The sequence below is a fragment of the Streptomyces sp. NPDC056128 genome (assembly GCF_042263835.1).
In the GTDB taxonomy this organism is placed as follows: domain Bacteria; phylum Actinomycetota; class Actinomycetes; order Streptomycetales; family Streptomycetaceae; genus Streptomyces.
Map to the genome: position 1 here is coordinate 80,061 of NZ_JBHJVQ010000019.1, position 21,354 is coordinate 101,414.

Here is a 21,354-nt window from a genome sequence, read left to right on the forward strand (position 1 = left end):
GGAACCCCATGGCACCACGCACCCGCAGCCGCACCCTGACCGCCCTCCTCGCCCCCGCCCTCGCCCTGGGCGCCACCCTCGGCCCGGCCTCCGCCCCCGCCCAGGCCGCCGTCTGGAACTCGTGCGACCAGTGGGGCAACACCACCCTGGACGGCTACATCCTCTACAACAACATCTGGGGCTCCGGCGCCGGCGCCCAGTGCGTCTGGGCCAACTCCGGCACCAACTGGGGCGCCTGGGCCGACCACCCCGCCACGGGCGGCATCAAGTCCTACCCGAACGCCAAGAAGGTGATCAACAAGCCGATCACCTCCCTCGGCTCGCTCCGCAGCAGCTACGACGTCACGGTCCCGGCGTCCGGCGCCTACAACACGTCGTACGACATCTGGGACACGGACTACGACTACGAGATCATGCTCTGGGTCAACCACCACGGAGCCGTCGGCCCGCTCGGCAGCCCACAGGGTTCCGTCACCCTCGGCGGCCACTCCTGGAACGTCTACAAGGGCAGCAACGGCGCCAACGAGGTCTTCTCGTTCCTGCGCACCTCGGACTCCAGCTCCGGCACGGTCGACATCCTGCCGATCCTGAAGTGGATCAAGGACACCAAGGGCTGGATGGGCGACGAGACCATCGGTGACGTGCAGTTCGGCTACGAGATCACCTCGTCCGCCGGCGGCCTCGACTTCACCACCAACAACCTGACGGTCAGCGGCGGCTGACCCACCGCGCCCCGGCCCGGGGGCCGGCCCCCGCGCTCACGACCGCGCGGGCGCCGGTCCCGAGCTGGCCCGGACGGTCAGCTCCGGCGCCAGCAGCACGACCTCGTCGCTCCCGCGTCCGTCGAGCTTGGCGATCAGCTGCTCCACGGCCTGCCGGCCCATCTCCTGCGCGGGCAGGGCGACCGAGGTGAGCCGCACCGAGGCATGGGTGGCGACCTGCTCCGGGCAGACCGCGACCACCGACACGTCCTCGGGCACGGCCCGGCCCTGCCGGCGCAGCAGGGAGAGCAGCGGCTCGACGGCCGACTCGTTCTGGACGACGAAGCCCGTGGTGTCCGGACGCTCGTCGAAGACCCGGGCGAGCGTCGCGGCCATCGCGTCGTACCCGTCCTCGCAGGGCCGGTGCAGCAGCCGCAGGCCCAGCTCCCGGGCCCCGCCGCGCAGCCCGTCGAGGGTGCGTTCGGCGAAGCCGGTGTGCCGTTCGTAGACCGCAGGAGCCTCGCCGATGACGGCGAGGTCGCGGTGGCCCAGCCGCGCCAGATGCTCCACGCACAGCGCGCCGGTCGCCCGGAAGTCGAGGTCGACGCAGGTCAGCCCCTCGGTGTCGGCCGGCAGCCCGATCAGCACCGACGGCCGGTCGGCGCCCCGCAGCAGGGGCAGCCGTTCGTCGTCCAGCTCGACGTCCATCACGATCATCGCGTCGGCCAGCCCGCTGCCCGTGACACGGCGCACCGCGTCGGGGCCCTCCTCGCCGGTGAGCAGCAGGACGTCGTACCCGTAGGTGCGCGCCGTCGTCGCGACGGCGATGGCGATCTCCATCATCACCGGCACGTACATGTCCCTGCGCAGTGGGATCATGAGCGCGATGATGTTCGACCTGCTGCTGGCCAGGGCGCGGGCGCCGGCGTTCGGGTGGTAGCCGAGCGTGCGGATGCTCTCCTCGACCCGCTGCCGGGTGGTGGTGGAGATGGACCGCTTGCCGCTGAGGACATAGCTCACCGTGCTCGCGGAGACTCCGGCGTGCTGGGCGACCTCGGCGAGGGTGACCATCCAGCTCTCCAAGCGTTGTGAAGCGCTTCGACAGCGCGCGGGGTTGATGTGGGGCGGACGGGGGCGGACGGGGGTGAACGAGGGTGGTTCGACAATGGTTCGACAGTAGCTTCGGGGTGGACGGGTGTCCATAGTCAGTCGAAGCGCTTCGACAGCGTACTCCTCCGCTTCATCGCTCCGGGCGTCCCGCCGCGGCATCGGCCGAACGGCCGCACGAAGGGTGGTGGGGTCGCCCGGGATCGGGTACATACGATCGGGTAGCACCGACTAGTAACGTACGTCCGCAAGTTCGCACAGGACGAATCGTTGAGGTGAGCCTCATGTCCGCAGCAACCACCCCCTCCTCCCGGCCCACGGTCACCGAGCGTGAGGCCCGCCAGGTCGCCGAGGCGGCCCGCGAACAGGACTGGCGCAAGCCCAGCTTCGCCAAGGAGCTGTTCCTCGGCCGCTTCCGCCTCGACCTCATCCACCCCCACCCGTTGCCGGCCGACGACGACGTCCAGCGCGGCGAGGAGTTCCTCGCCAAGCTGCGCGACTTCTGCGAGACGAAGATCGACGGATCCGTGATCGAGCGCGACGCGCGCATCCCGGACGAGGTGATCACGGGGCTGAAGGAGCTGGGCGCCTTCGGCATGAAGATCGACACCAAGTACGGCGGTCTCGGCCTGACCCAGGTCTACTACAACAAGGCCCTCGCCCTGGTCGGATCCGCGAACCCGGCGATCGGCGCGCTGCTCTCCGCCCACCAGTCGATCGGCGTGCCCCAGCCGCTGAAGATGTTCGGCACCCAGGAGCAGAAGGACACGTTCCTGCCGCGCTGCGCCCGCACCGACATCTCGGCGTTCCTGCTGACCGAGCCGGACGTCGGCTCCGACCCGGCCCGGCTCGCCACCACCGCGGTGCCGGACGGCGACGACTACGTCCTCGACGGTGTGAAGCTGTGGACGACCAACGGCGTCGTCGCCGACCTGCTCGTCGTGATGGCCCGCGTCCCGAAGTCCGAGGGCCACAAGGGCGGCATCACCGCCTTCGTCGTGGAGGCCGCCTCCGAGGGCGTCACGGTCGAGAACCGCAACGCCTTCATGGGCCTGCGCGGCCTGGAGAACGGCGTCACCCGCTTCCACCAGGTGCGCGTCCCCGCCGCCAACCGCATCGGCCCCGAGGGCGCCGGCCTCAAGATCGCCCTCACCACCCTCAACACCGGCCGCCTCTCGCTGCCCGCCATGTGCGTCGGCGCCGGCAAGTGGTGCCTGAAGATCGCCCGCGAGTGGTCGGCGGTGCGTGAGCAGTGGGGCAAGCCGGTCGCGCTGCACGAGGCGGTCGGCTCGAAGATCTCCTTCATCGCGACCACCACCTTCGCCCTGGAGGCGGTCCTCGACCTCTCCTCCCAGATGGCCGACGAGGACCGCAACGACATCCGCATCGAGGCCGCCCTCGCCAAGCTCTACGGCTCCGAGATGGCCTGTCTGATGGCCGACGAACTGGTCCAGATCCGCGGCGGCCGCGGCTTCGAGACCGCGGCCTCCCTGGAGGCGCGGGGCGAGCGGGCCGTACCCGCCGAGCAGATCCTGCGCGACCTGCGCATCAACCGCATCTTCGAGGGCTCCACCGAGATCATGCACCTGCTGATCGCGCGGGAGGCCGTCGACGCCCACCTCTCGGTCGCCGGCGACCTGATCGACCCCGACAAGACCCTGGCCGACAAGGCGAAGGCGGGCGCGCAGGCCGGCGCCTTCTACGCCAAGTGGCTGCCCAAGCTCGTCGCTGGACCGGGCCAACTCCCGCGCTCCTACGCCGACTTCCACCCCTCCGGCCATCCCGACCTCGCCGCCCACCTGCGCTACGTCGAACGCACCGCCCGCAAGCTGGCCCGCTCCACCTTCTACGCCATGTCCCGCTGGCAGGGCCGGATGGAGACCAAACAGGGCTTCCTGGGCCGGATCGTCGACATCGGCGCGGAGCTGTTCGCGATGAGCGCCGCCTGCGTCCGCGCCGAACACCTGCGCGCCACCGACGACCACGGCCGCGAGGCCTACCAGCTCGCCGACGCCTTCTGCCGCCAGTCCCGGATCCGCGTCGAGGAACTCTTCGGCCGCCTCTGGACCAACACCGACGACCTGGACCACAAGGTCGTCAAGGGCGTGCTGGGCGGCGCCTACGAGTGGCTCGAACAGGGCATCGTCGACCCGTCGGGCGACGGCCCCTGGATCGCGGACGCGACCCCAGGAGCCTCCCAGCGGGAGAACGTCCACCGCCCCATCCGCTGAGCGAAGCAGCCGCGGTCCCGGCCCTCCGGCCGGGACCGCCGCCCGGCACGCCCCCCCCGCGACACCCGTGCGAGGGACGCGCTGTCCTCCCGGAGGGCCGTTGCGGCCACAATGGAGGGATGAGCGACAGTCCAGCCCCACTCGCCGACCCCCACCTCGTCTACGACCCGGTGGCGGGCGACGGCCCGAAGGACGTGGTGATCCTCGGGTCCACCGGGTCGATCGGGACCCAGGCCATCGACCTCGTGCTGCGCAACCCGGACCGCTTCCGGGTCACCGGCCTGTCCGCCAACGGCGGCCGGGTCGACCTCCTCGCCGAGCAGGCGCACCGGCTGAGGCCGCGGACCGTCGCCGTCGCCCGAGAGGACGTCGTCCCCGCGCTGCGCGAGGCACTGGGCGCCCGGTACGACGGCCGGGAGCCGCTCCCGGAGATCCTCGCGGGACCGGACGCGGCGACCCGGCTGGCCGCCTCCGACTGCCACACCGTCCTCAACGGCATCACCGGCTCCATCGGACTCGCTCCGACCCTCGCCGCCCTGGAGGCCGGCCACACCCTCGCGCTGGCCAACAAGGAATCGCTCATCGTCGGCGGCCCGCTGGTCAAGGCCCTCGCCAAGCCGGGGCAGATCATCCCGGTCGACTCCGAGCACGCCGCCCTCTTCCAGGCCCTGGCCGCCGGCACCCGCGCCGACGTACGCAAGCTCGTCGTCACCGCGTCCGGCGGCCCCTTCCGCGGCCGGACCAGGGACCAGCTGGCCCGCGTCACCGTCGGCGACGCCCTCGCCCACCCCACCTGGGCGATGGGCCCGGTGATCACGATCAACTCCGCGACCCTGGTCAACAAGGGCCTGGAGGTGATCGAGGCCCATCTCCTCTACGACATTCCCTTCGACCGCATTGAGGTGGTCGTGCACCCGCAGTCGTATGTCCACTCGATGGTTGAGTTCACGGACGGATCGACCCTGGCCCAGGCGACGCCCCCCGACATGGGCGGGCCCATCGCCATCGGCCTCGGCTGGCCCGAACGCGTCCCCGACGCCGCCCCCAGCTTCGACTGGAGCAAGGCCTCCACCTGGGAGTTCTTCCCGCTCGACAACGAGGCCTTCCCCTCGGTGAACCTGGCCCGGCACGTCGGACAGCTCGCGGGCACGGCCCCGGCGGTGTTCAATGCCGCCAACGAGGAGTGCGTCGAGGCGTTCCGCTCCGGCGCGCTGCCGTTCCTCGGGATCATGGAGACCGTCACGCGGGTGGTCGAGGAGCACGGCACCCCCCGTACGGGAACCTCGCTCACCGTCGCGGACGTCCTCGAAGCGGAGACCTGGGCACGCGCCCGGGCCCGGCAACTGGCGGCACAGACGGCGGAGGCCCGTGCATGACGACCCTGATGTTCATCCTCGGCATAGTCCTCTTCGCCGTCGGACTGCTGTTCTCCATCGCCTGGCACGAACTGGGCCACCTCTCCACGGCCAAGCTCTTCGGCATCCGGGTGCCCCAGTACATGGTCGGCTTCGGACCGACGCTCTTCTCACGGAAGAAGGGCGAGACCGAGTACGGCGTCAAGGCCATCCCGTTCGGCGGCTACATCCGCATGATCGGCATGTTCCCGCCCGGCCCCGACGGACGGATGGAGGCCCGCTCCACCTCGCCCTGGCGCGGGATGATCGAGGACGCCCGCTCGGCCGCCTTCGAGGAACTCCAGCCCGGCGACGAGAAGCGCCTGTTCTACACGCGCAAGCCGTGGAAACGGGTCATCGTGATGTTCGCGGGCCCGTTCATGAACCTCATCCTGGCGGTGGTGCTGTTCCTCACCGTCCTCATGGGCTTCGGCATCTCGCAGCAGACCACCACCGTCAGCTCCGTCTCCCAGTGCGTCATCTCACAGACGGAGAACCGCGACGACTGCACCAAGTCCGACCCGGCCTCCCCGGCCGCGGCGGCCGGTCTGCGCGCGGGCGACAAGATCCTCGCCTTCGACGGCGTACGGACCGACGACTGGGACAAGCTGTCCAACCTGATCCGCGCCAACCCGGGCGAGCAGGTGCCGGTCGTCGTCGAGCGCAAGGGTGAGGAGATCACCCTGAACGCGACCATCGCCACCAACCAGGTCGCGAAGAAGGACGCGAACGGACAGATCGTCGAGGGCGAGTACGTCACCGCCGGCTTCCTCGGCTTCAGCGCGGCCACCGGCGTGGTGAAGCAGGACTTCGGCCAGTCCGTGACCTGGATGGGCGACCGGATCGGCGACGCCGTCGACTCCCTCGCGGCCCTGCCCGCCAAGATCCCCGCCCTGTGGGACGCCGCCTTCGGGGACGGACCCCGCGAGGCCGACTCCCCGATGGGCGTGGTGGGTGCCGCCCGGGTCGGCGGTGAGATCGCCACCCTGGACATCCCGCCCACCCAGCAGCTCGCCATGTTCGTCATGCTGGTGGCCGGCTTCAACCTCTCCCTGTTCCTCTTCAACATGCTCCCGCTGCTGCCGCTCGACGGCGGCCATATCGCGGGCGCTCTGTGGGAGTCGCTGCGCCGAGCCGCGGCCAAGGTGCTGCGCAGGCCCGACCCGGGCCCCTTCGACGTCGCCAAGCTGATGCCGGTGGCCTACGTGGTGGCGGGCATCTTCGTCTGCTTCACGCTGCTGGTACTGGTGGCGGACGTCGTCAATCCCGTACGAATCTCCTGATATCGGAACAATCCGACCGATCCGATGAGAAGCCCGATCCGGAGAGCCTGTCCCTCCGGGTCGGGCTTCACTCCGTTCGTCCGGCAGATGGACGCCAAAGGGTGCATCTCGCGCGCACCGTGTCCCCGGCGTTCATGTGCGTGCCGTAATCTCGAATGCCGGAGCCCGCCGCAGAACGGGGCCGGACCTTGATCCACGACTTGGGGTTGCACAGCAGATGACTGCGATTTCTCTCGGCATGCCGGACGTTCCGACCAGGCTCGCGGAGCGCCGCAAGAGCCGGCAGATCCAGGTCGGCGCCGTGGCGGTGGGCGGCGACGCCCCCGTGTCGGTGCAGTCCATGACCACGACCCGTACGTCGGACATCGGCGCGACGCTCCAGCAGATCGCCGAGCTGACCGCGTCCGGCTGCCAGATCGTCCGGGTGGCCTGCCCCACCCAGGACGACGCGGACGCCCTCTCGGTGATCGCGCGGAAGTCGCAGATCCCGGTGATCGCCGACATCCACTTCCAGCCCAAGTACGTCTTCGCCGCGATCGAGGCGGGCTGCGCGGCGGTCCGCGTCAACCCGGGCAACATCAAGCAGTTCGACGACAAGGTCAAGGAGATCGCCAAGGCGGCGAAGGACCACGGCACCCCGATCCGCATCGGCGTGAACGCGGGCTCCCTGGACCGCCGCCTGCTCCAGAAGTACGGCAAGGCGACCCCCGAAGCACTGGCGGAGTCCGCCCTCTGGGAAGCATCGCTCTTCGAGGAGCACGACTTCCGGGACATCAAGATCTCGGTGAAGCACAACGACCCGGTCGTGATGGTCGAGGCCTACCGGCAGCTCGCCGCCCAGTGCGACTACCCGCTGCACCTCGGCGTGACCGAGGCCGGCCCCGCCTTCCAGGGCACCATCAAGTCGGCCGTCGCCTTCGGCGCGCTGCTCTCCCAGGGCATCGGCGACACCATCCGCGTCTCCCTCTCCGCCCCGCCGGTCGAGGAGATCAAGGTCGGCATCCAGATCCTGGAGTCGCTCAACCTGCGCCAGCGCGGCCTGGAGATCGTCTCCTGCCCGTCCTGCGGCCGCGCCCAGGTCGACGTCTACAAGCTCGCCGAAGAAGTCACCGCCGGCCTCACCGGCATGGAGGTCCCCCTCCGCGTCGCCGTCATGGGCTGCGTCGTCAACGGCCCCGGCGAGGCCCGCGAGGCCGACCTCGGCGTCGCCTCCGGCAACGGCAAGGGCCAGATCTTCGTCAAGGGCGAGGTCATCAAGACCGTCCCCGAGTCGAAGATCGTGGAGACCCTCATCGAGGAGGCCATGAAGATCGCCGAGCAGATGGAGGCCGACGGCGTGACGTCCGGCGAGCCCTCCGTCTCGATCGCGGGCTGACCCTCCCCGCTCCGGCCGCGTCGCCCGGAGGGCGGCGCGGCATATGCGTGGCAGGTACAGTGCGGGGACCAGCAGATCTCAGGGTGAGGCCCCCGCACGTGTTGACGCAGACCACCTCCCGCGTGCTCGAACCGAGCGACCTGGACGCCGCGCTCGCCATCCTCGACAGCGAGCCGGTCGCGAACGCCTTCGTGGCCGCCCGGGTGAGCATCGCCGGACTCGACCCGTGGCGCCTCGGCGGGGAGATGTGGGGCTGGTACGAGCACGGCATGCTGACGTCCCTGTGCTACGCGGGCGCCAACCTCGTCCCCATCTGCGCCAACGAACGCGCCGTCCGCGCCTTCGCCGACCGCGCCCGCCGGGCCGGCCGCCGCTGCTCCTCGATCGTCGGCCCCGCCGACCCGACCGCCCAGCTGTGGCGCCTGCTCGAACCCGGCTGGGGCCCCGCCCGCGAGGTCCGCACCCGCCAGCCCCTCATGGTCACCGACCGCATGCCCGGCGACATCGTCCCCGACCCCTACGTCCGCCGCGTGCGCAAGGACGAGCTGGACCGGGTCATGCCGGCCTGCGTGGCGATGTTCACCGAGGAGGTCGGCATCTCCCCGCTGGCCGGCGACGGCGGCCTGCTCTACCAGGCCAGGGTCGCCGAACTCGTAGGCTCCGGGCGCTCGTTCGCCCGTTTCGACGCGGACGGCAAGGTCGTCTTCAAGGCCGAGATCGGCGCCGCCACCGACCGCGCCTGCCAGATCCAGGGCGTGTGGGTGGCCCCCGAGTACCGGGGCAAGGGCCTGGCGGCACCGGGCATGGCGGCGGTCCTGCGCTACGCCCTCGCGGACGTGGCCCCGGTGGCGAGCCTGTACGTCAACGACTTCAACACGGCGGCACGACGGACGTACCGCCGGGTGGGATTCCAAGAGGTCGGCGCCTTCATGAGCGTGCTGTTCTGAGCCCCGCGGCAGGGCGGTAGGCTCCCCGCCATGGACCTCGTGATCGGCCCACTGGACCTCTCCGCGCACGTGGACGAGGCCCTGGCCGTCCAAGCCGCGGCGTTCGGACTCGGCCCCGACGAGGTCGCCGTCCGCCGCCAGATCGTCCTGCGCCACATGACCCACCCGGGCGCCCGGGCCCTCGGGGCCACCGTCGGCGGCGACCTCGTCGGCTTCGTCTACGGCATGCCCAACGACCGCACCCACTGGTGGTCCACCGTGGTCGAGCCGTACCTCCGCGCCCAGGGCACGGACGCCTGGCTCGACGACTCCTTCGTCATCACCGAGCTCCACGTCCACCCGGCCCACCAGAACCGCGGCGCGGGCCGCGCCCTGATCACCACGATCACCGACAGCGCCACGGAACCCCGCTCGATCCTCTCGGCCATCGACACCGAGAGCCCCGCCCGCGGCCTCTACCGCTCCCTCGGCTACCAGGACCTGGCCCGCCAGGTCCTCTTCCCGAGCGCGCCCAAGCCGTACGCGGTGATGGGCGCCCCGCTCCCGCTGCACCGGCGATAACCGATTTCCACCGGGCAGGACCACCCGGCTAACCTCCTAGCACCACCCTTACGCAGCAGGAGACACGAGATCCATGGCCAACGCACCGGTCCAGCGCATGTCGAAGTTGATGGCGAAGACGCTGCGCGACGACCCGGCGGACGCCGAGGTCCTCAGCCACAAGCTGCTGGTCCGCGCCGGCTACGTGCGCCGCACCGCCGCCGGCCTCTGGAGCTGGCTGCCGCTCGGCAAGAAGGTCCTCGGCAACATCGAGCGCATCGTCCGCGAGGAGATGGACGCCATCGGCGCCCAGGAGGTCCAGCTCCCCGCCCTGCTGCCGCGCGAGCCGTACGAGGCCACCGGCCGCTGGCAGGAGTACGGCCCCGAACTCTTCCGGCTCCAGGACCGCAAGGGCGGCGACTACCTCCTGGGCCCCACCCACGAGGAGATCTTCACCCTCCTGGTGAAGGACCAGGCATCGTCCTACAAGGACCTGCCGGTCATCCTCTACCAGATCCAGAACAAGTACCGCGACGAGGCCCGCCCCCGGGCCGGCATCCTGCGCGGCCGCGAGTTCCTGATGAAGGACTCCTACTCCTTCGACGTCGCCGACGAGGGCCTGGCCGAGTCCTACGCCCTGCACCGCGCCGCCTACCAGCGCATCTTCGAGCGCCTCGGTCTCGACTACCGCATCTGCGCGGCCACCGCAGGCGCGATGGGCGGCTCGAAGTCCGAGGAGTTCCTGGCCCCCGCGGAGGCCGGCGAGGACACCTTCGCCGACTGCCCGAACTGCGACTTCGCCGCCAACACGGAAGCGATCACGTACACCCTCAAGCCGGTGGACGCGGCCTCCGTACCCGCGGCGGAGGACATCCCCACCCCCGACACCCCCACCATCGAGACCCTGGCCGCCTCCCTCGGCGTCGAGGCCTCCGCCACCCTGAAGAACCTCCTGGTCAAGGTGGACGGCGAGATCGTGGCCGTGGGCGTCCCCGGCGACCGCGAGGTCGACATGGACAAGGTGGAGGCCCACTTCGCCCCCGCCGCGGTCGAACTGGTCACCGCGGAGGACTTCGTCGGCCGCCCCGACCTGGTCCGCGGCTACGTAGGCCCGCAGGGCCTGGGTGACAAGGTGAAGTACATCGCCGACCCCCGCGTCGCGCCCGGCACCGCCTGGATCACGGGCGCCAACAAGGCCGACACCCACGCCAAGAACGTCGTGGCGGGCCGCGACTTCGAGGTCGACACCTACGTCGACGTCGTGGTCGTCCGGGAGGGCGACCCCTGCCCGAACTGCGGCACCGGCCTCAAGCTGGACCGCGCCATCGAGATCGGCCACATCTTCCAGCTGGGCCGCAAGTACGCCGACGCGCTCAAGCTCGACGTCCTCGGCCAGAACGGCAAGCCGGCCCGCGTCACCATGGGCTCCTACGGCATCGGCGTCTCCCGCGCCGTCGCGGCCCTCGCCGAGCAGCACGCCGACGACAAGGGCCTCGTCTGGTCCAAGGAGGTCGCCCCGGCCGACGTCCACGTCGTCGCCGCCGGCAAGGCCCTCCAGACCGAACTGGCCCTCGAAGTCTCCGACAAGCTGGCCGCGGCCGGCGTGCGCGTCCTGGTCGACGACCGCGCGGGCGTCTCCCCGGGCGTGAAGTTCACCGACGCCGAACTCATCGGCGTCCCCCAGATCCTGGTCGCCGGCCGCCGCTCGGCAGAGGGCGTCCTGGAACTCAAGGACCGCCGCACCGGCACCCGAGAGGAACTCCCCCTCGAAGAGGCCATCACCCGCCTCACCAACTGACCCCTACCCGGGGCGTGTGCGCCGGGTGGGTGACCTGACCCGGCGCTACGTGGCACCCGGCGTGGGTGCGGGCCGGGGGTGGGTGACGCGGCCCGGCGCTTGCCGGGTGCCGCTGCGCCCACCCGTGCCGCCCCAGCGGCACGACTGCCCGCAGCTAAGAGGGATAGCCGCGTACGGCGAGAAGGGGTCGTGTCGGGGGGTGTCCGCCCGCAGCGGTTGGCGCGTCAACGGAGTTCACTTCTGTGGCCGACCGATTCCGCGCCGTTCCGAGGACGGACACCCCCCGGCGCGGCCCCGACCCACCCACCGGACCAAACGCGCTACGCGCACCCCCACCCAACCCGCGCAGGCCGCCGCAGGCACCCCACCTCACAGCCAGCCCGCGAACTCCAACAACAGCTCCGCGTCCTTCTCCCGACCCACCCGCCGAGCCCGCACCCCCGACTCGACCGCACGGAACAGCGTCCACCCCCGCAACCGTTCCTGATCGACCTCCAGCGACTCCGCGAGCCGCTTCACGCGACGCCGCGTCGTCGAGGCCCCCGAGGGCTGCGCGATCAGATCCTCGACCCGATCCCGCACCAGCCGCGCCAGGTCGAAGGCAGTCTCCCCGACCACCGGATCCGGCCCCACCGCCAGCCACGGCATCCGGTCCCCGGCAAGCACCTTGCTCTGCCGAAACGTCCCGTGCAGCAGCCGAGCCGGGGCCGGCCCCGCCAGCAACTCCTCCCGAGCCGCCAGCGCCGCGTCGACCAGCGGCGCCACCTCGGGGTCACCCGCCGCACCCGCCCGCATCGCCTCCGCCTGCCGCCCGGTCCGCTCGCCCACCGTCTCGAAGGAGTGACCGTCCGGCGGCTCGACCCACAGCCGCCGCAGCGTCCCTGCCGCCTCCAGCAACGCCTTCGCCTCGGGCAACGACCGCACCGACACATCCGGATGCAACCGCTCCAGCAACAGCACCCCCTCGCCGCCCTCCCCAACAGCGGCCTCCTCGCGCAGCTGAACCGCCCCCAGCCCACCCCAGTGCGCCAGCGCGGCCCGCTCACTCTCCGGACGCGCCCGCCGCGGGGCCAGCTTCAGCACCGCCGGCGTCCCGTCGGCACCCCGCACGAGGACCACGAGGCTGCTCCGCCCACCGGGCACCTGCACCCGCTCGGCGCTCAGCCCGCGCAGCGCCACCGCCCGCTCCGCCGCCTCCGGCAGCCCCGCCAGCCAGTCGTCGTCGCCAGGTGCCGTCTCGCCGAGCGCCCTGACCAGCCGCCGCGGCGCTTCGAAAGCCATGCGCGAGCCGTTCCCTTCCCGTACGTGCAGCCGTACGCGTTACCCAGTCGGTGTGGCCGAAGCCGAGGCATCCGGAGCCGAGGCATCCGGAGCCGAGGTGTGCGCCGACGACGTGCCGGTCCGCTCCGCGAGCCCAGGGAAGGCTACGCTCCCGCCCCGCCACCGCGCCGCACGGACCGCCGCCTCCCGCAGCGCCCCGGCCGCAGCCGCCCGCCGCTCACCCTCGGCCGCCCGCACCAGGTCGGAGTAGACACCGGCGAGCCGCTCCTCCAGCTCGCCCGCCAGCCGCACCGCGGCGGCCGCGTCCGGCACGGAGAAGGGCAGCGCGTACCCGGCGGACGCGGCCACCGGCCGCCCGCCCAGCCCCCGCACGTCGCGCACCAGCGCGTCCCGCCGTGCCCGGTGCGCGTCATACGCGGTCCGCGCCTCGCCGCGCCGTTCCTCACCGATCCGCCCGCCGACGACCCCGTAGCCGTACACGGCCGCGTGCTCAGCCGAAAGCGCCGCCTGCAGGGCGTCCAGCTCCCGGTCCTCCGCCTCGCCCACCGTCACCCTCCGTCCGTCAGCAGATACACGTGCGCCGCCCCGGCCGCCGCCACCGACGCCAGCAGCCGCGCCAGCTCACCCGGCACCTCCAGCAGCGCCTCCGCCCGCCGGTCGGCCAGCTTCCGCTCGGCGCCGGCCAGCAGGGCCACCGCGTCCTTCTCGTCCGCCGGCACCGGCCCGACGTCGTCCCCGGGCCCGGCAGCCCGCGCGGACCCCGAAGGCGAGGCCTCCGACGACGCCGACGCCTCCGACGACGCCCCGGACGAAGCCCCCGGCGAGGCCGCCCGCCCCGCACCGAACGCCCCCACGTGCCGCACGACCTCCTCCCGCAGCGGACGCAACCGCTCCGCCAGCCCCGGATGAGCGGCGATCACCGCCGCGTACCGCGCGGCCAGCGCCTCGCTGTCCCGGCCCGCACGCGCGCGTGCCGCGTCGGCCGCGGACTGTTCGGCCGCCCGTTCCTCGGACTCCGAGGAGCCGGAGCACCCGACGAGCAGGACGGCCCCGGCGGCCCCGGCGGCCGACACGAGCAGGCTCCTTCTGCGCGGCCCCGGCGGGCGCGGCGATGCGGAAAACGACACGGCAGACGTCCTCGACAAGCTCGTACGGAAGCGGCGGCAAAGCGACGGACACAGCGACGGACACAGCGACGGGCAGAGCGACCGGCGACGCGGCGGCGACCCACGGTGCGGCCGGCCCGTGATCACGGTACCCGGGCCCCGGCCGGGCACCGGTCATCGGCACCGCCGAGCCGGGGTGGACGGCAACACCCCCCGCGACCCGATACCCTTTGACCAGACACGCGACCCATCCCACAACAGCACACGCGGCCGAGGAGTCACCCGGATGAGCACCACCCAGAGCGAGAGGCTGCGAGAGCTGCTTGAGCCGCTCGTCGCCTCCCAGGGACTGGACCTCGAAGAGATCGCGGTGGACTCGGTCGGCCGCAAGCGTGTGCTGAGAGTGGTCGTCGACTCCGACACCGGCGCCGACCTGGACCGGATCGCCGATGTGAGCCGCGTGCTCTCGGCGAAGCTGGACGAGACCGACGCGATGGGCGACGCGGAGTACACCCTCGAAGTGGGCACCCCGGGCGCGGAGCGCTCCCTGACCGAGCACCGCCACTACGTGCGCGCCACGGACCGCCTGGTCCGCTTCCAGCTGCACGAGGGCGGCGAGCTGGTCGCCCGCGTCCTCGCCGTGGACGAGGACGGACTCGACCTCGAGGTGCCCGGCGTCAAGGGCCGCAAGGCCACCACCCGCAGACTCGCCTTCGGTGACATCGACAAGGCACGCGTCCAGGTCGAGTTCAACCGCAAGGACGCCAAGCACACCGAGCACACCGAGCACACCGAGCACACCCAGAACAGCGACACGACGGAAGAGGAGGCGTAGCCGTGGACATCGACATGAGCGCCCTGCGGGGCTTGGTACGGGAGAAGGAGATCTCCTTCGACCTGCTGGTCGAAGCGATCGAGTCGGCCCTCCTCATCGCCTATCACCGCACCGAGGGAAGCCGCCGGCACGCGCGCGTGGAACTCAAGCGGGACACCGGACACGTGACCGTGTGGGCGAAGGAGGACCCGGACGACCTCGAAGAGGGCCAGGCGGCCCGCGAGTTCGACGACACCCCGTCCGACTTCGGCCGCATCGCCGCCACCACCGCCAAGCAGGTCATCCTGCAGCGGCTGCGCGACGCCGAGGACGACGCGACGCTCGGCGAGTACGCCGGCCGCGAGGGCGACATCGTCACCGGCGTGGTCCAGCAGGGCCGCGACCCGAAGAACGTGCTGGTCGACATCGGCAAGCTGGAGGCCATCCTGCCGGTGCAGGAGCAGGTGCCCGGCGAGACCTACCCGCACGGCATGCGGCTGCGGTCCTACGTGGTCCGGGTGGCCAAGGGCGTGCGCGGTCCCTCCGTGACGCTGTCCCGCACCCACCCCAACCTGGTGAAGAAGCTCTTCGCCCTGGAGGTGCCGGAGATCGCCGACGGGTCCGTCGAGATCTCCGCGATCGCCCGCGAGGCCGGCCACCGCACCAAGATCGCCGTCCGCTCCACCCGCTCGGGCCTGAACGCCAAGGGCGCCTGCATCGGCCCCATGGGCGGCCGGGTGCGCAATGTCATGGGCGAGCTGAACGGCGAGAAGATCGACATCGTCGACTGGTCGGACGACCCGGCCGAGATGGTGGCGAACGCGCTCTCCCCGGCCCGCGTCTCCAAGGTGGAGGTCGTGGACCTGGCCGCCCGCTCCGCGCGGGTGATCGTGCCGGACTACCAGCTGTCGCTGGCCATCGGCAAGGAGGGCCAGAACGCCCGCCTCGCGGCCCGGCTGACCGGCTGGCGCATCGACATCCGCCCGGACACCGAGCAGCCGTCCGGACAGCCCTCCGAGCAGCCCTCGGGCGAGCACGGGGAATAGATCCAAGCCGTACGGCGCTGAGATCACGTCAGCTTTGCGTGCGGCACGTGTTCGATTCTTGCCCCGAAGGGGTGAGGTCGGCCCGGGGAGGTAGACTTAGGAGTGTCTGGCCGGACACGTACCCGAGCATGCCCTGAGCGCACCTGCGTGGGGTGCCGGGAGCGAGCGGTCAAGAGCGAGCTGCTGCGCACCGTGGCGGTCGAGGGTCAATGCACCCCTGATCCACGCGGTACGCTGCCCGGCCGGGGTGCGTACGTACACCCCGTACCGGTCTGTGTCGACCAGGCGGTGCGCCGCAAGGCGTTCCCGCGGGCGCTCCGCGTCCCGGGTCCGCTCGACGTAAAGGCGTTGCGCCACTACGTCGAGCAGACACAAGGTTGCTGAAAGCAGCATGTAAGCAACGTGGTAAGGAAGACGAGCCGTGCGGAACCCACCGCGCGGCCCGGTACCTCGCGAGTCGAAAGCAGGTCGAGATTGCGATGAGCACTCGATGAGTACGCGATGAGTACGCCCATGAACTAGCGACGGTCCGGACGCAACCCGGACCTCAGAGGAGCGAAGTGGCTAAGGTCCGGGTCTACGAACTCGCCAAGGAGTTCGGCGTCGAGAGCAAGGTCGTCATGGCCAAGCTCCAGGAGCTCGGTGAATTCGTCCGTTCGGCGTCTTCGACCATCGAAGCGCCCGTAGTACGCAAGCTGACAGACGCCTTCCAGCAGGGTGGTGGCAACGGCCGGGCAGCCGGTCGCCCCGCCGCCCCGAAGAAGGCCGCCCCCAGGCCCGCCGCGCCGTCTCCGGCGCAGGCTGGGGGCCCCTCCCGCGCCGCTCAGGCAGCGGGGGACCGTCCGGCCGCGCCGCGTCCGGCGGCCCCGAAGCCCGCGGCTGCCCAGCAGCCCGAGGCCCCGGCGGCCCCCGCTCCGGCGCCCTCCCAGGGTCCGCGTCCGACGCCGGGCCCGAAGCCCGCGCCGCGTCCGGCCCCGGCAGCGCCGGAGTTCACCGCTCCGCCGACTGCCCCGGCCGCTCCGGCCGCCCCCGCCGCCTCGACGCCCGCTCCGGCCGGCCCGAAGCCCGGCGGTGCGCGTCCCGGTGCCCCCAAGCCCGGCGGCGGTCGTCCGTCCGGTCCGGGTCAGGACCGTGGTCAGCAGGGCGGCCAGGGCCGTCCCGGTGGCCAGCGTCCCGGCGCCCCGGCGCAGCGTCCCGGCGGCCGCCCCGGCGGTCCGCGTCCGGGCAACAACCCCTTCACCTCCGGCGGCAACGCCGGCATGGCGCGCCCGCAGGCGCCCCGTCCGCAGGGCGGTCCGCGCCCCGGCGGCCCCGGTGCCCCCGGCGCCGGCCCGCGTCCGCAGGCCCCCGGCGGCCAGGGCGGCGGTCCCCGTCCCCAGGCTCCGGGCGGCAACCGTCCGAGCCCCGGCTCGATGCCGCGTCCGCAGGGCGGCGGCCAGGGCGGTCCCCGTCCCGGCGGCGGTCCGCGTCCGAACCCCGGCATGATGCCGCAGCGTCCCGCTGCCGGCCCGCGTCCGGGCCCCGGTGGCGGCGGCGGTCGCGGTCCCGGCGGTGCCGGTCGTCCCGGCGGCGGCGGTCGTCCCGGTGGCGGCGGCGGCTTCGCCGGTCGTCCCGGCGGCGGTGGCGGCGGCGGTCGTCCCGGTGGCGGCGGCGGTTTCGCCGGTCGTCCCGGCGGCGGTGGCTTCGGTGGCGGCGGTGGCCGTCCCGGCTTCGGCGGTCGTCCCGGTGGTCCCGGTGGCCGTGGTGGCACGCAGGGCGCCTTCGGCCGTCCCGGCGGTCCCGCGCGTCGCGGTCGCAAGTCGAAGCGGCAGAGGCGCCAGGAGTACGAGGCCATGCAGGCCCCGTCGGTCGGCGGCGTGATGCTGCCTCGCGGCAACGGCGAAGCCATTCGCCTGTCGCGCGGTGCGTCGCTCACCGACTTCGCGGAGAAGATCAACGCCAACCCGGCGTCGCTCGTCGCGGTCATGATGAACCTCGGCGAGATGGTCACCGCGACCCAGTCCGTCTCCGACGAGACGCTCCAGCTCCTCGCCGGCGAGATGAACTACACGGTTCAGATCGTCAGCCCGGAGGAGGAGGACCGCGAGCTGCTCGAGTCCTTCGACCTGGAGTTCGGCGAGGACGAGGGCTCCGAGGAGGACCTGGTCGTCCGTCCGCCGGTCGTGACCGTCATGGGCCACGTCGACCACGGTAAGACCCGGCTCCTCGACGCCATCCGCAAGACGAACGTCATCGCGGGCGAGGCCGGCGGCATCACCCAGCACATCGGTGCCTACCAGGTCGCGACCGAGGTCAACGAAGAAGAGCGCAAGATCACCTTCATCGACACCCCGGGTCACGAGGCGTTCACCGCCATGCGTGCCCGTGGTGCCCGGTCGACCGACATCGCGATCCTGGTCGTCGCGGCCAACGACGGCGTCATGCCGCAGACGGTCGAGGCGCTCAACCACGCCAAGGCGGCCGAGGTCCCGATCGTCGTCGCGGTCAACAAGATCGACGTCGAGGGCGCCGACCCGAGCAAGGTGCGCGGTCAGCTGACCGAGTACGGCCTGGTGGCCGAGGAGTACGGCGGCGACACCATGTTCGTCGACATCTCCGCCAAGCAGGGTCTGCACATCGACTCCCTGCTGGAGGCCGTGGTCCTCACCGCGGACGCCTCGCTCGACCTGCGGGCCAACCCGGTCCAGGACGCGCAGGGCATCTCGATCGAGTCCCGTCTCGACCGCGGCCGCGGTGCCGTGGCGACGGTCCTCGTGCAGCGAGGCACCCTGCGGGTCGGCGACACGATGGTGGTGGGCGACGCCTACGGCCGCGTGCGCGCCATGCTCGACGACAACGGCAACAACGTCGCCGAGGCGGGTCCGTCGACCCCGGTCCAGGTGCTGGGTCTGACCAACGTCCCGGGCGCCGGCGACAACTTCATCGTGGTCGAGGAGGACCGTACGGCCCGCCAGATCGCGGAGAAGCGCGCCGCCCGCGAGCGGAACGCCGCGTTCGCCAAGCGCACGCGCCGCGTGTCGCTGGAGGACCTGGACAAGGTGCTCAAGGCCGGCGAGGTCCAGCAGCTGAACCTGATCATCAAGGGTGACGCTTCCGGATCGGTCGAGGCACTGGAGTCCTCCCTGCTCCAGCTGGACGTCGGCGAAGAGGTCGACATCCGCGTCCTGCACCGCGGCGTCGGTGCGGTCACGGAGTCCGACATCGACCTGGCGATGGGCTCCGACGCCATCGTGATCGGCTTCAACGTGCGCGCCGCCGGGCGTGCCGCGCAGATGGCCGAGCGCGAGGGTGTGGACGTCCGGTACTACTCGGTCATCTACCAGGCGATCGAGGAGATCGAGGCGGCCCTCAAGGGCATGCTCAAGCCGGAGTACGAAGAGGTCGAGCTGGGCACGGCGGAGATCCGCGAGGTCTTCCGCTCGTCCAAGCTGGGCAACATCGCGGGTGTTCTCATCCGCTCCGGCGAGGTCAAGCGCAACACCAAGGCGCGCCTGCTGCGCGATGGCAAGGTCATCGCGGAGAGCCTCAACATCGTGGGCCTGCGTCGCTTCAAGGACGACGTCACCGAGATCCGCGAAGGCTTCGAGGGCGGTATCAACCTCGGAAACTTCAACGACATCAAGGTCGACGACGTCATCGCGACGTACGAGATGCGCGAGAAGCCGCGGGTGTAACCACCGCGACTTCCGAGACGGTGCGGCCCGGGGCCGGTCGGCGGAGCACAATATCCGTCGATCGGCCCCGGCCGTTCGTTGTACGGTTCTGATGTCCCCGCCGGTGAACGGCGGGGCCATCGATCCCGAACCGGCGGGTGAACCGGTTGCATACATGTATGTGGGGACGCTGTCCTTCGACCTCCTCCTCGGCGACGTACATTCGCTGAAGGAGAAGCGCTCCGTGGTCCGCCCGATCGTCGCCGAACTCCAGCGGAAGTACGCGGTGAGCGCGGCCGAGGTGGAGCACATGAACCTCCACCGCCGGGCGGTCGTCGGCCTGGCCGTGGTGTCCGGCGACGCGGGCCACCTCAGCGACGTACTCGACCGGTGCGAGCGGCTGGTGGCCGGCCGGCCCGAGGTGGAACTGCTGTCGGTGCGACGGCGCCTCCACGGCGACGACGACTGACCAGACCACGCCAGATCACGCCAGACCACGCAAGATCACGCAAGAGAAGAAAGAACGGGAGACGGACCAGTGGCCGACAACGCGCGGGCGAAAAGGCTGGCGGACCTCATCCGAGAGGTGGTGGCCCAGAAGCTGCAGCGCGGGATCAAGGACCCGCGGCTCGGCTCGCACGTCACCATCACGGACACCCGGGTCACGGGTGACCTGCGGGAGGCGACCGTCTTCTACACGGTGTACGGGGACGACGAGGAGCGCAACGCCGCCGCGGCGGGCCTGGAGAGCGCCAAGGGCATCCTGCGCTCCGAGGTCGGCAAGGCGGCGGGCGTGAAGTTCACGCCGACCCTGGCCTTCGTCATGGACGCCCTCCCGGACACCGCCCGCAACATCGAGGACCTCCTCGACAAGGCGCGCCAGTCCGACGCCAAGGTGCGCGAGGCGTCCGCGGGCGCCGCGTACGCCGGCGAGGCCGATCCCTACCGCAAGCCGGAAGAGGACGAGGCCGCCGAGGGCGACGAGACGGACGACAGCGCTAAATGACCGAGAAGCACACCACGCCCGACGGCCTTGTCATCGTCGACAAGCCGTCGGGTTTCACCTCGCACGACGTCGTCGCCAAGATGCGGGGCATCGCCCGGACGCGGCGCGTCGGGCACGCCGGCACGCTCGACCCGATGGCGACGGGCGTCCTGGTCCTCGGTGTGGAGCGGGCGACCAAGCTCCTCGGGCACCTCGCCCTCACCGAGAAGGAGTACCTGGGCACCATCCGGCTCGGGCAGACCACCCTGACCGACGACGCCGAGGGCGAGATCACGAGGTCCGTGGACGCCTCGAAGGTCACCCGGGAGGCGATCGACGCCGGCATCGCCGAACTGACCGGCGAGATCATGCAGGTGCCGTCCAAGGTCAGCGCCATCAAGATCAACGGCGTGCGCTCCTACAAACGGGCGCGCGAGGGCGAGGAGTTCGAGATCCCCGCCCGCCCCGTCACCGTCTCCTCGTTCTCCGTGTACGACGTCCGCGACGCCGTCGCCGAGGACGGCACCCCGGTGCTGGACCTGGTGGTCTCGGTGGTCTGCTCCTCCGGTACCTACATCCGGGCGCTCGCGCGCGACCTGGGCGCCGGTCTCGGCGTCGGTGGTCACCTCACCGCGCTGCGCCGCACCCGGGTCGGGCCCTACAAGCTCGACACCGCCCGGACGCTGGACCAGCTCCAGCAGGAGCTGACCGTCATGCCCGTCGCGGACGCGGCCGGCGCCGCCTTCCCGCGCTGGGACGTCGACACCAGGCGGGCCAAGCTGCTCACCAACGGGGTCCGGCTGGACATGCCCGAGGTCTACGCGGGCGCCGGTGCCGTCGCCGTCTACGGACCCGAGGGCGGACTGCTCGCGCTCGTCGAGGAGCACAAGGGCAAGGCGAAGAGCCTGGCCGTCTTCGGCTGAGCCGACGCGCCGTCGGCGTCCGCCCGTGGAGCGGCGATCACGGGGACTTCACTGTCGCCGCTCCACGGTCCCCCCTCGGTTCCCCCGCCTCCTAGGGTGTATCCAACCGTCCCCTCCTGTTCACCCGTCCGGGCAGGCGCTCGGAGTGAACCGGGGGAGTGGAAGGGGGC

The 21,354-nt window shown here is 71.7% G+C and carries 19 protein-coding genes; 15 read left to right on the plus strand and 4 right to left on the minus strand.

The window, feature by feature from the left end; genetic code table 11:
- Nucleotides 1-8: 8 nt before the first annotated feature.
- A complete protein-coding gene (locus ACFC1X_RS28085) occupies nt 9-722 on the plus strand; it encodes a hypothetical protein (protein ID WP_376358394.1) in 714 nt (237 codons plus the stop codon).
- Between the two features lie 36 nt (nt 723-758).
- Here ACFC1X_RS28085 and ACFC1X_RS28090 read toward each other — a convergent pair whose 3' ends face one another.
- The gene (locus ACFC1X_RS28090; RefSeq protein ID WP_376358397.1) at nt 759-1,772 is read right to left on the minus strand and encodes a LacI family DNA-binding transcriptional regulator; all 1,014 of its coding nucleotides are present in this window, start codon (nt 1,770-1,772) and stop codon (nt 759-761) included.
- A 320-nt stretch (nt 1,773-2,092) separates the two neighbouring features.
- Between ACFC1X_RS28090 and ACFC1X_RS28095 the strand changes: the two genes are divergently transcribed.
- The 7 genes from ACFC1X_RS28095 to ACFC1X_RS28125 all read left to right on the plus strand — a co-directional run bounded on the left by ACFC1X_RS28095 (nt 2,093) and on the right by ACFC1X_RS28125 (nt 11,376).
- Nucleotides 2,093-4,039 carry an acyl-CoA dehydrogenase family protein gene (locus ACFC1X_RS28095; protein ID WP_376358400.1) on the plus strand — a complete coding sequence of 649 codons (1,947 nt, stop codon included), beginning with the start codon at nt 2,093-2,095 and terminating at the stop codon, nt 4,037-4,039.
- A 119-nt stretch (nt 4,040-4,158) separates the two neighbouring features.
- Entirely contained in the window at nt 4,159-5,415 is a 1,257-nt protein-coding gene (gene dxr, locus ACFC1X_RS28100) for a 1-deoxy-D-xylulose-5-phosphate reductoisomerase (RefSeq protein WP_376358403.1), read from the plus strand.
- Nucleotides 5,416-5,423: 8 nt separating this feature from the next.
- Nucleotides 5,424-6,716 carry an RIP metalloprotease gene (locus ACFC1X_RS28105; protein WP_376358517.1) on the plus strand — a complete coding sequence of 431 codons (1,293 nt, stop codon included), beginning with the start codon at nt 5,424-5,426 and terminating at the stop codon, nt 6,714-6,716.
- 217 nt (nt 6,717-6,933) lie between these two features.
- On the plus strand, nt 6,934-8,091 hold the full coding sequence (ispG, locus tag ACFC1X_RS28110; RefSeq protein WP_376358406.1) for a flavodoxin-dependent (E)-4-hydroxy-3-methylbut-2-enyl-diphosphate synthase: 1,158 nt from the start codon (nt 6,934-6,936) through the stop codon (nt 8,089-8,091).
- A gap of 98 nt (nt 8,092-8,189) precedes the next feature.
- On the plus strand, nt 8,190-9,038 hold the full coding sequence (locus ACFC1X_RS28115) for a GNAT family N-acetyltransferase (RefSeq protein ID WP_376358409.1): 849 nt from the start codon (nt 8,190-8,192) through the stop codon (nt 9,036-9,038).
- A gap of 30 nt (nt 9,039-9,068) precedes the next feature.
- The gene (locus ACFC1X_RS28120) at nt 9,069-9,599 is read left to right on the plus strand and encodes a GNAT family N-acetyltransferase (protein WP_376358412.1); all 531 of its coding nucleotides are present in this window, start codon (nt 9,069-9,071) and stop codon (nt 9,597-9,599) included.
- Nucleotides 9,600-9,672: 73 nt separating this feature from the next.
- The gene (locus ACFC1X_RS28125) at nt 9,673-11,376 is read left to right on the plus strand and encodes a proline--tRNA ligase (protein WP_376358415.1); all 1,704 of its coding nucleotides are present in this window, start codon (nt 9,673-9,675) and stop codon (nt 11,374-11,376) included.
- A 369-nt stretch (nt 11,377-11,745) separates the two neighbouring features.
- On the opposite strand, the gene ACFC1X_RS28130 is transcribed toward ACFC1X_RS28125, so the two are convergent.
- The 3 genes from ACFC1X_RS28130 to ACFC1X_RS28140 are packed head-to-tail and all read right to left on the minus strand — an operon-like array spanning nt 11,746 to nt 13,784.
- Nucleotides 11,746-12,657, minus strand: a complete 912-nt coding sequence (locus ACFC1X_RS28130) for an aminoglycoside phosphotransferase family protein (RefSeq protein ID WP_376358418.1) — start codon at nt 12,655-12,657, stop codon at nt 11,746-11,748.
- Between the two features lie 39 nt (nt 12,658-12,696).
- Nucleotides 12,697-13,203, minus strand: coding sequence for a ferritin-like domain-containing protein (locus tag ACFC1X_RS28135; protein ID WP_376358420.1), 507 nt, complete (start codon nt 13,201-13,203; stop codon nt 12,697-12,699).
- Between the two features lie 2 nt (nt 13,204-13,205).
- The gene (locus tag ACFC1X_RS28140) at nt 13,206-13,784 is read right to left on the minus strand and encodes a hypothetical protein (protein WP_376358423.1); all 579 of its coding nucleotides are present in this window, start codon (nt 13,782-13,784) and stop codon (nt 13,206-13,208) included.
- 265 nt (nt 13,785-14,049) lie between these two features.
- Between ACFC1X_RS28140 and rimP the strand changes: the two genes are divergently transcribed.
- From rimP to truB, 7 genes are all read left to right on the plus strand, one after another.
- A complete protein-coding gene (gene rimP, locus ACFC1X_RS28145) occupies nt 14,050-14,598 on the plus strand; it encodes a ribosome maturation factor RimP (RefSeq protein ID WP_376358425.1) in 549 nt (182 codons plus the stop codon).
- A 2-nt stretch (nt 14,599-14,600) separates the two neighbouring features.
- Nucleotides 14,601-15,623, plus strand: a complete 1,023-nt coding sequence (nusA, locus tag ACFC1X_RS28150; RefSeq protein WP_365641960.1) for a transcription termination factor NusA — start codon at nt 14,601-14,603, stop codon at nt 15,621-15,623.
- 102 nt (nt 15,624-15,725) lie between these two features.
- Nucleotides 15,726-16,007: a YlxR family protein gene (locus tag ACFC1X_RS28155; protein ID WP_376358429.1), complete on the plus strand. Its 282-nt coding sequence runs from the start codon at nt 15,726-15,728 to the stop codon at nt 16,005-16,007.
- A 176-nt stretch (nt 16,008-16,183) separates the two neighbouring features.
- On the plus strand, nt 16,184-19,297 hold the full coding sequence (infB, locus tag ACFC1X_RS28160; RefSeq protein ID WP_376358432.1) for a translation initiation factor IF-2: 3,114 nt from the start codon (nt 16,184-16,186) through the stop codon (nt 19,295-19,297).
- Nucleotides 19,298-19,451: 154 nt separating this feature from the next.
- The gene (locus ACFC1X_RS28165) at nt 19,452-19,745 is read left to right on the plus strand and encodes a DUF503 domain-containing protein (RefSeq protein ID WP_064730112.1); all 294 of its coding nucleotides are present in this window, start codon (nt 19,452-19,454) and stop codon (nt 19,743-19,745) included.
- 69 nt (nt 19,746-19,814) lie between these two features.
- Nucleotides 19,815-20,282, plus strand: a complete 468-nt coding sequence (rbfA, locus tag ACFC1X_RS28170) for a 30S ribosome-binding factor RbfA (RefSeq protein ID WP_376358435.1) — start codon at nt 19,815-19,817, stop codon at nt 20,280-20,282.
- Nucleotides 20,279-21,184 carry a tRNA pseudouridine(55) synthase TruB gene (truB, locus tag ACFC1X_RS28175; RefSeq protein ID WP_376358438.1) on the plus strand — a complete coding sequence of 302 codons (906 nt, stop codon included), beginning with the start codon at nt 20,279-20,281 and terminating at the stop codon, nt 21,182-21,184. Before rbfA ends, truB begins: the two co-directional genes overlap by 4 nt.
- The last annotated feature ends 170 nt before the right edge of the window (nt 21,185-21,354 follow it).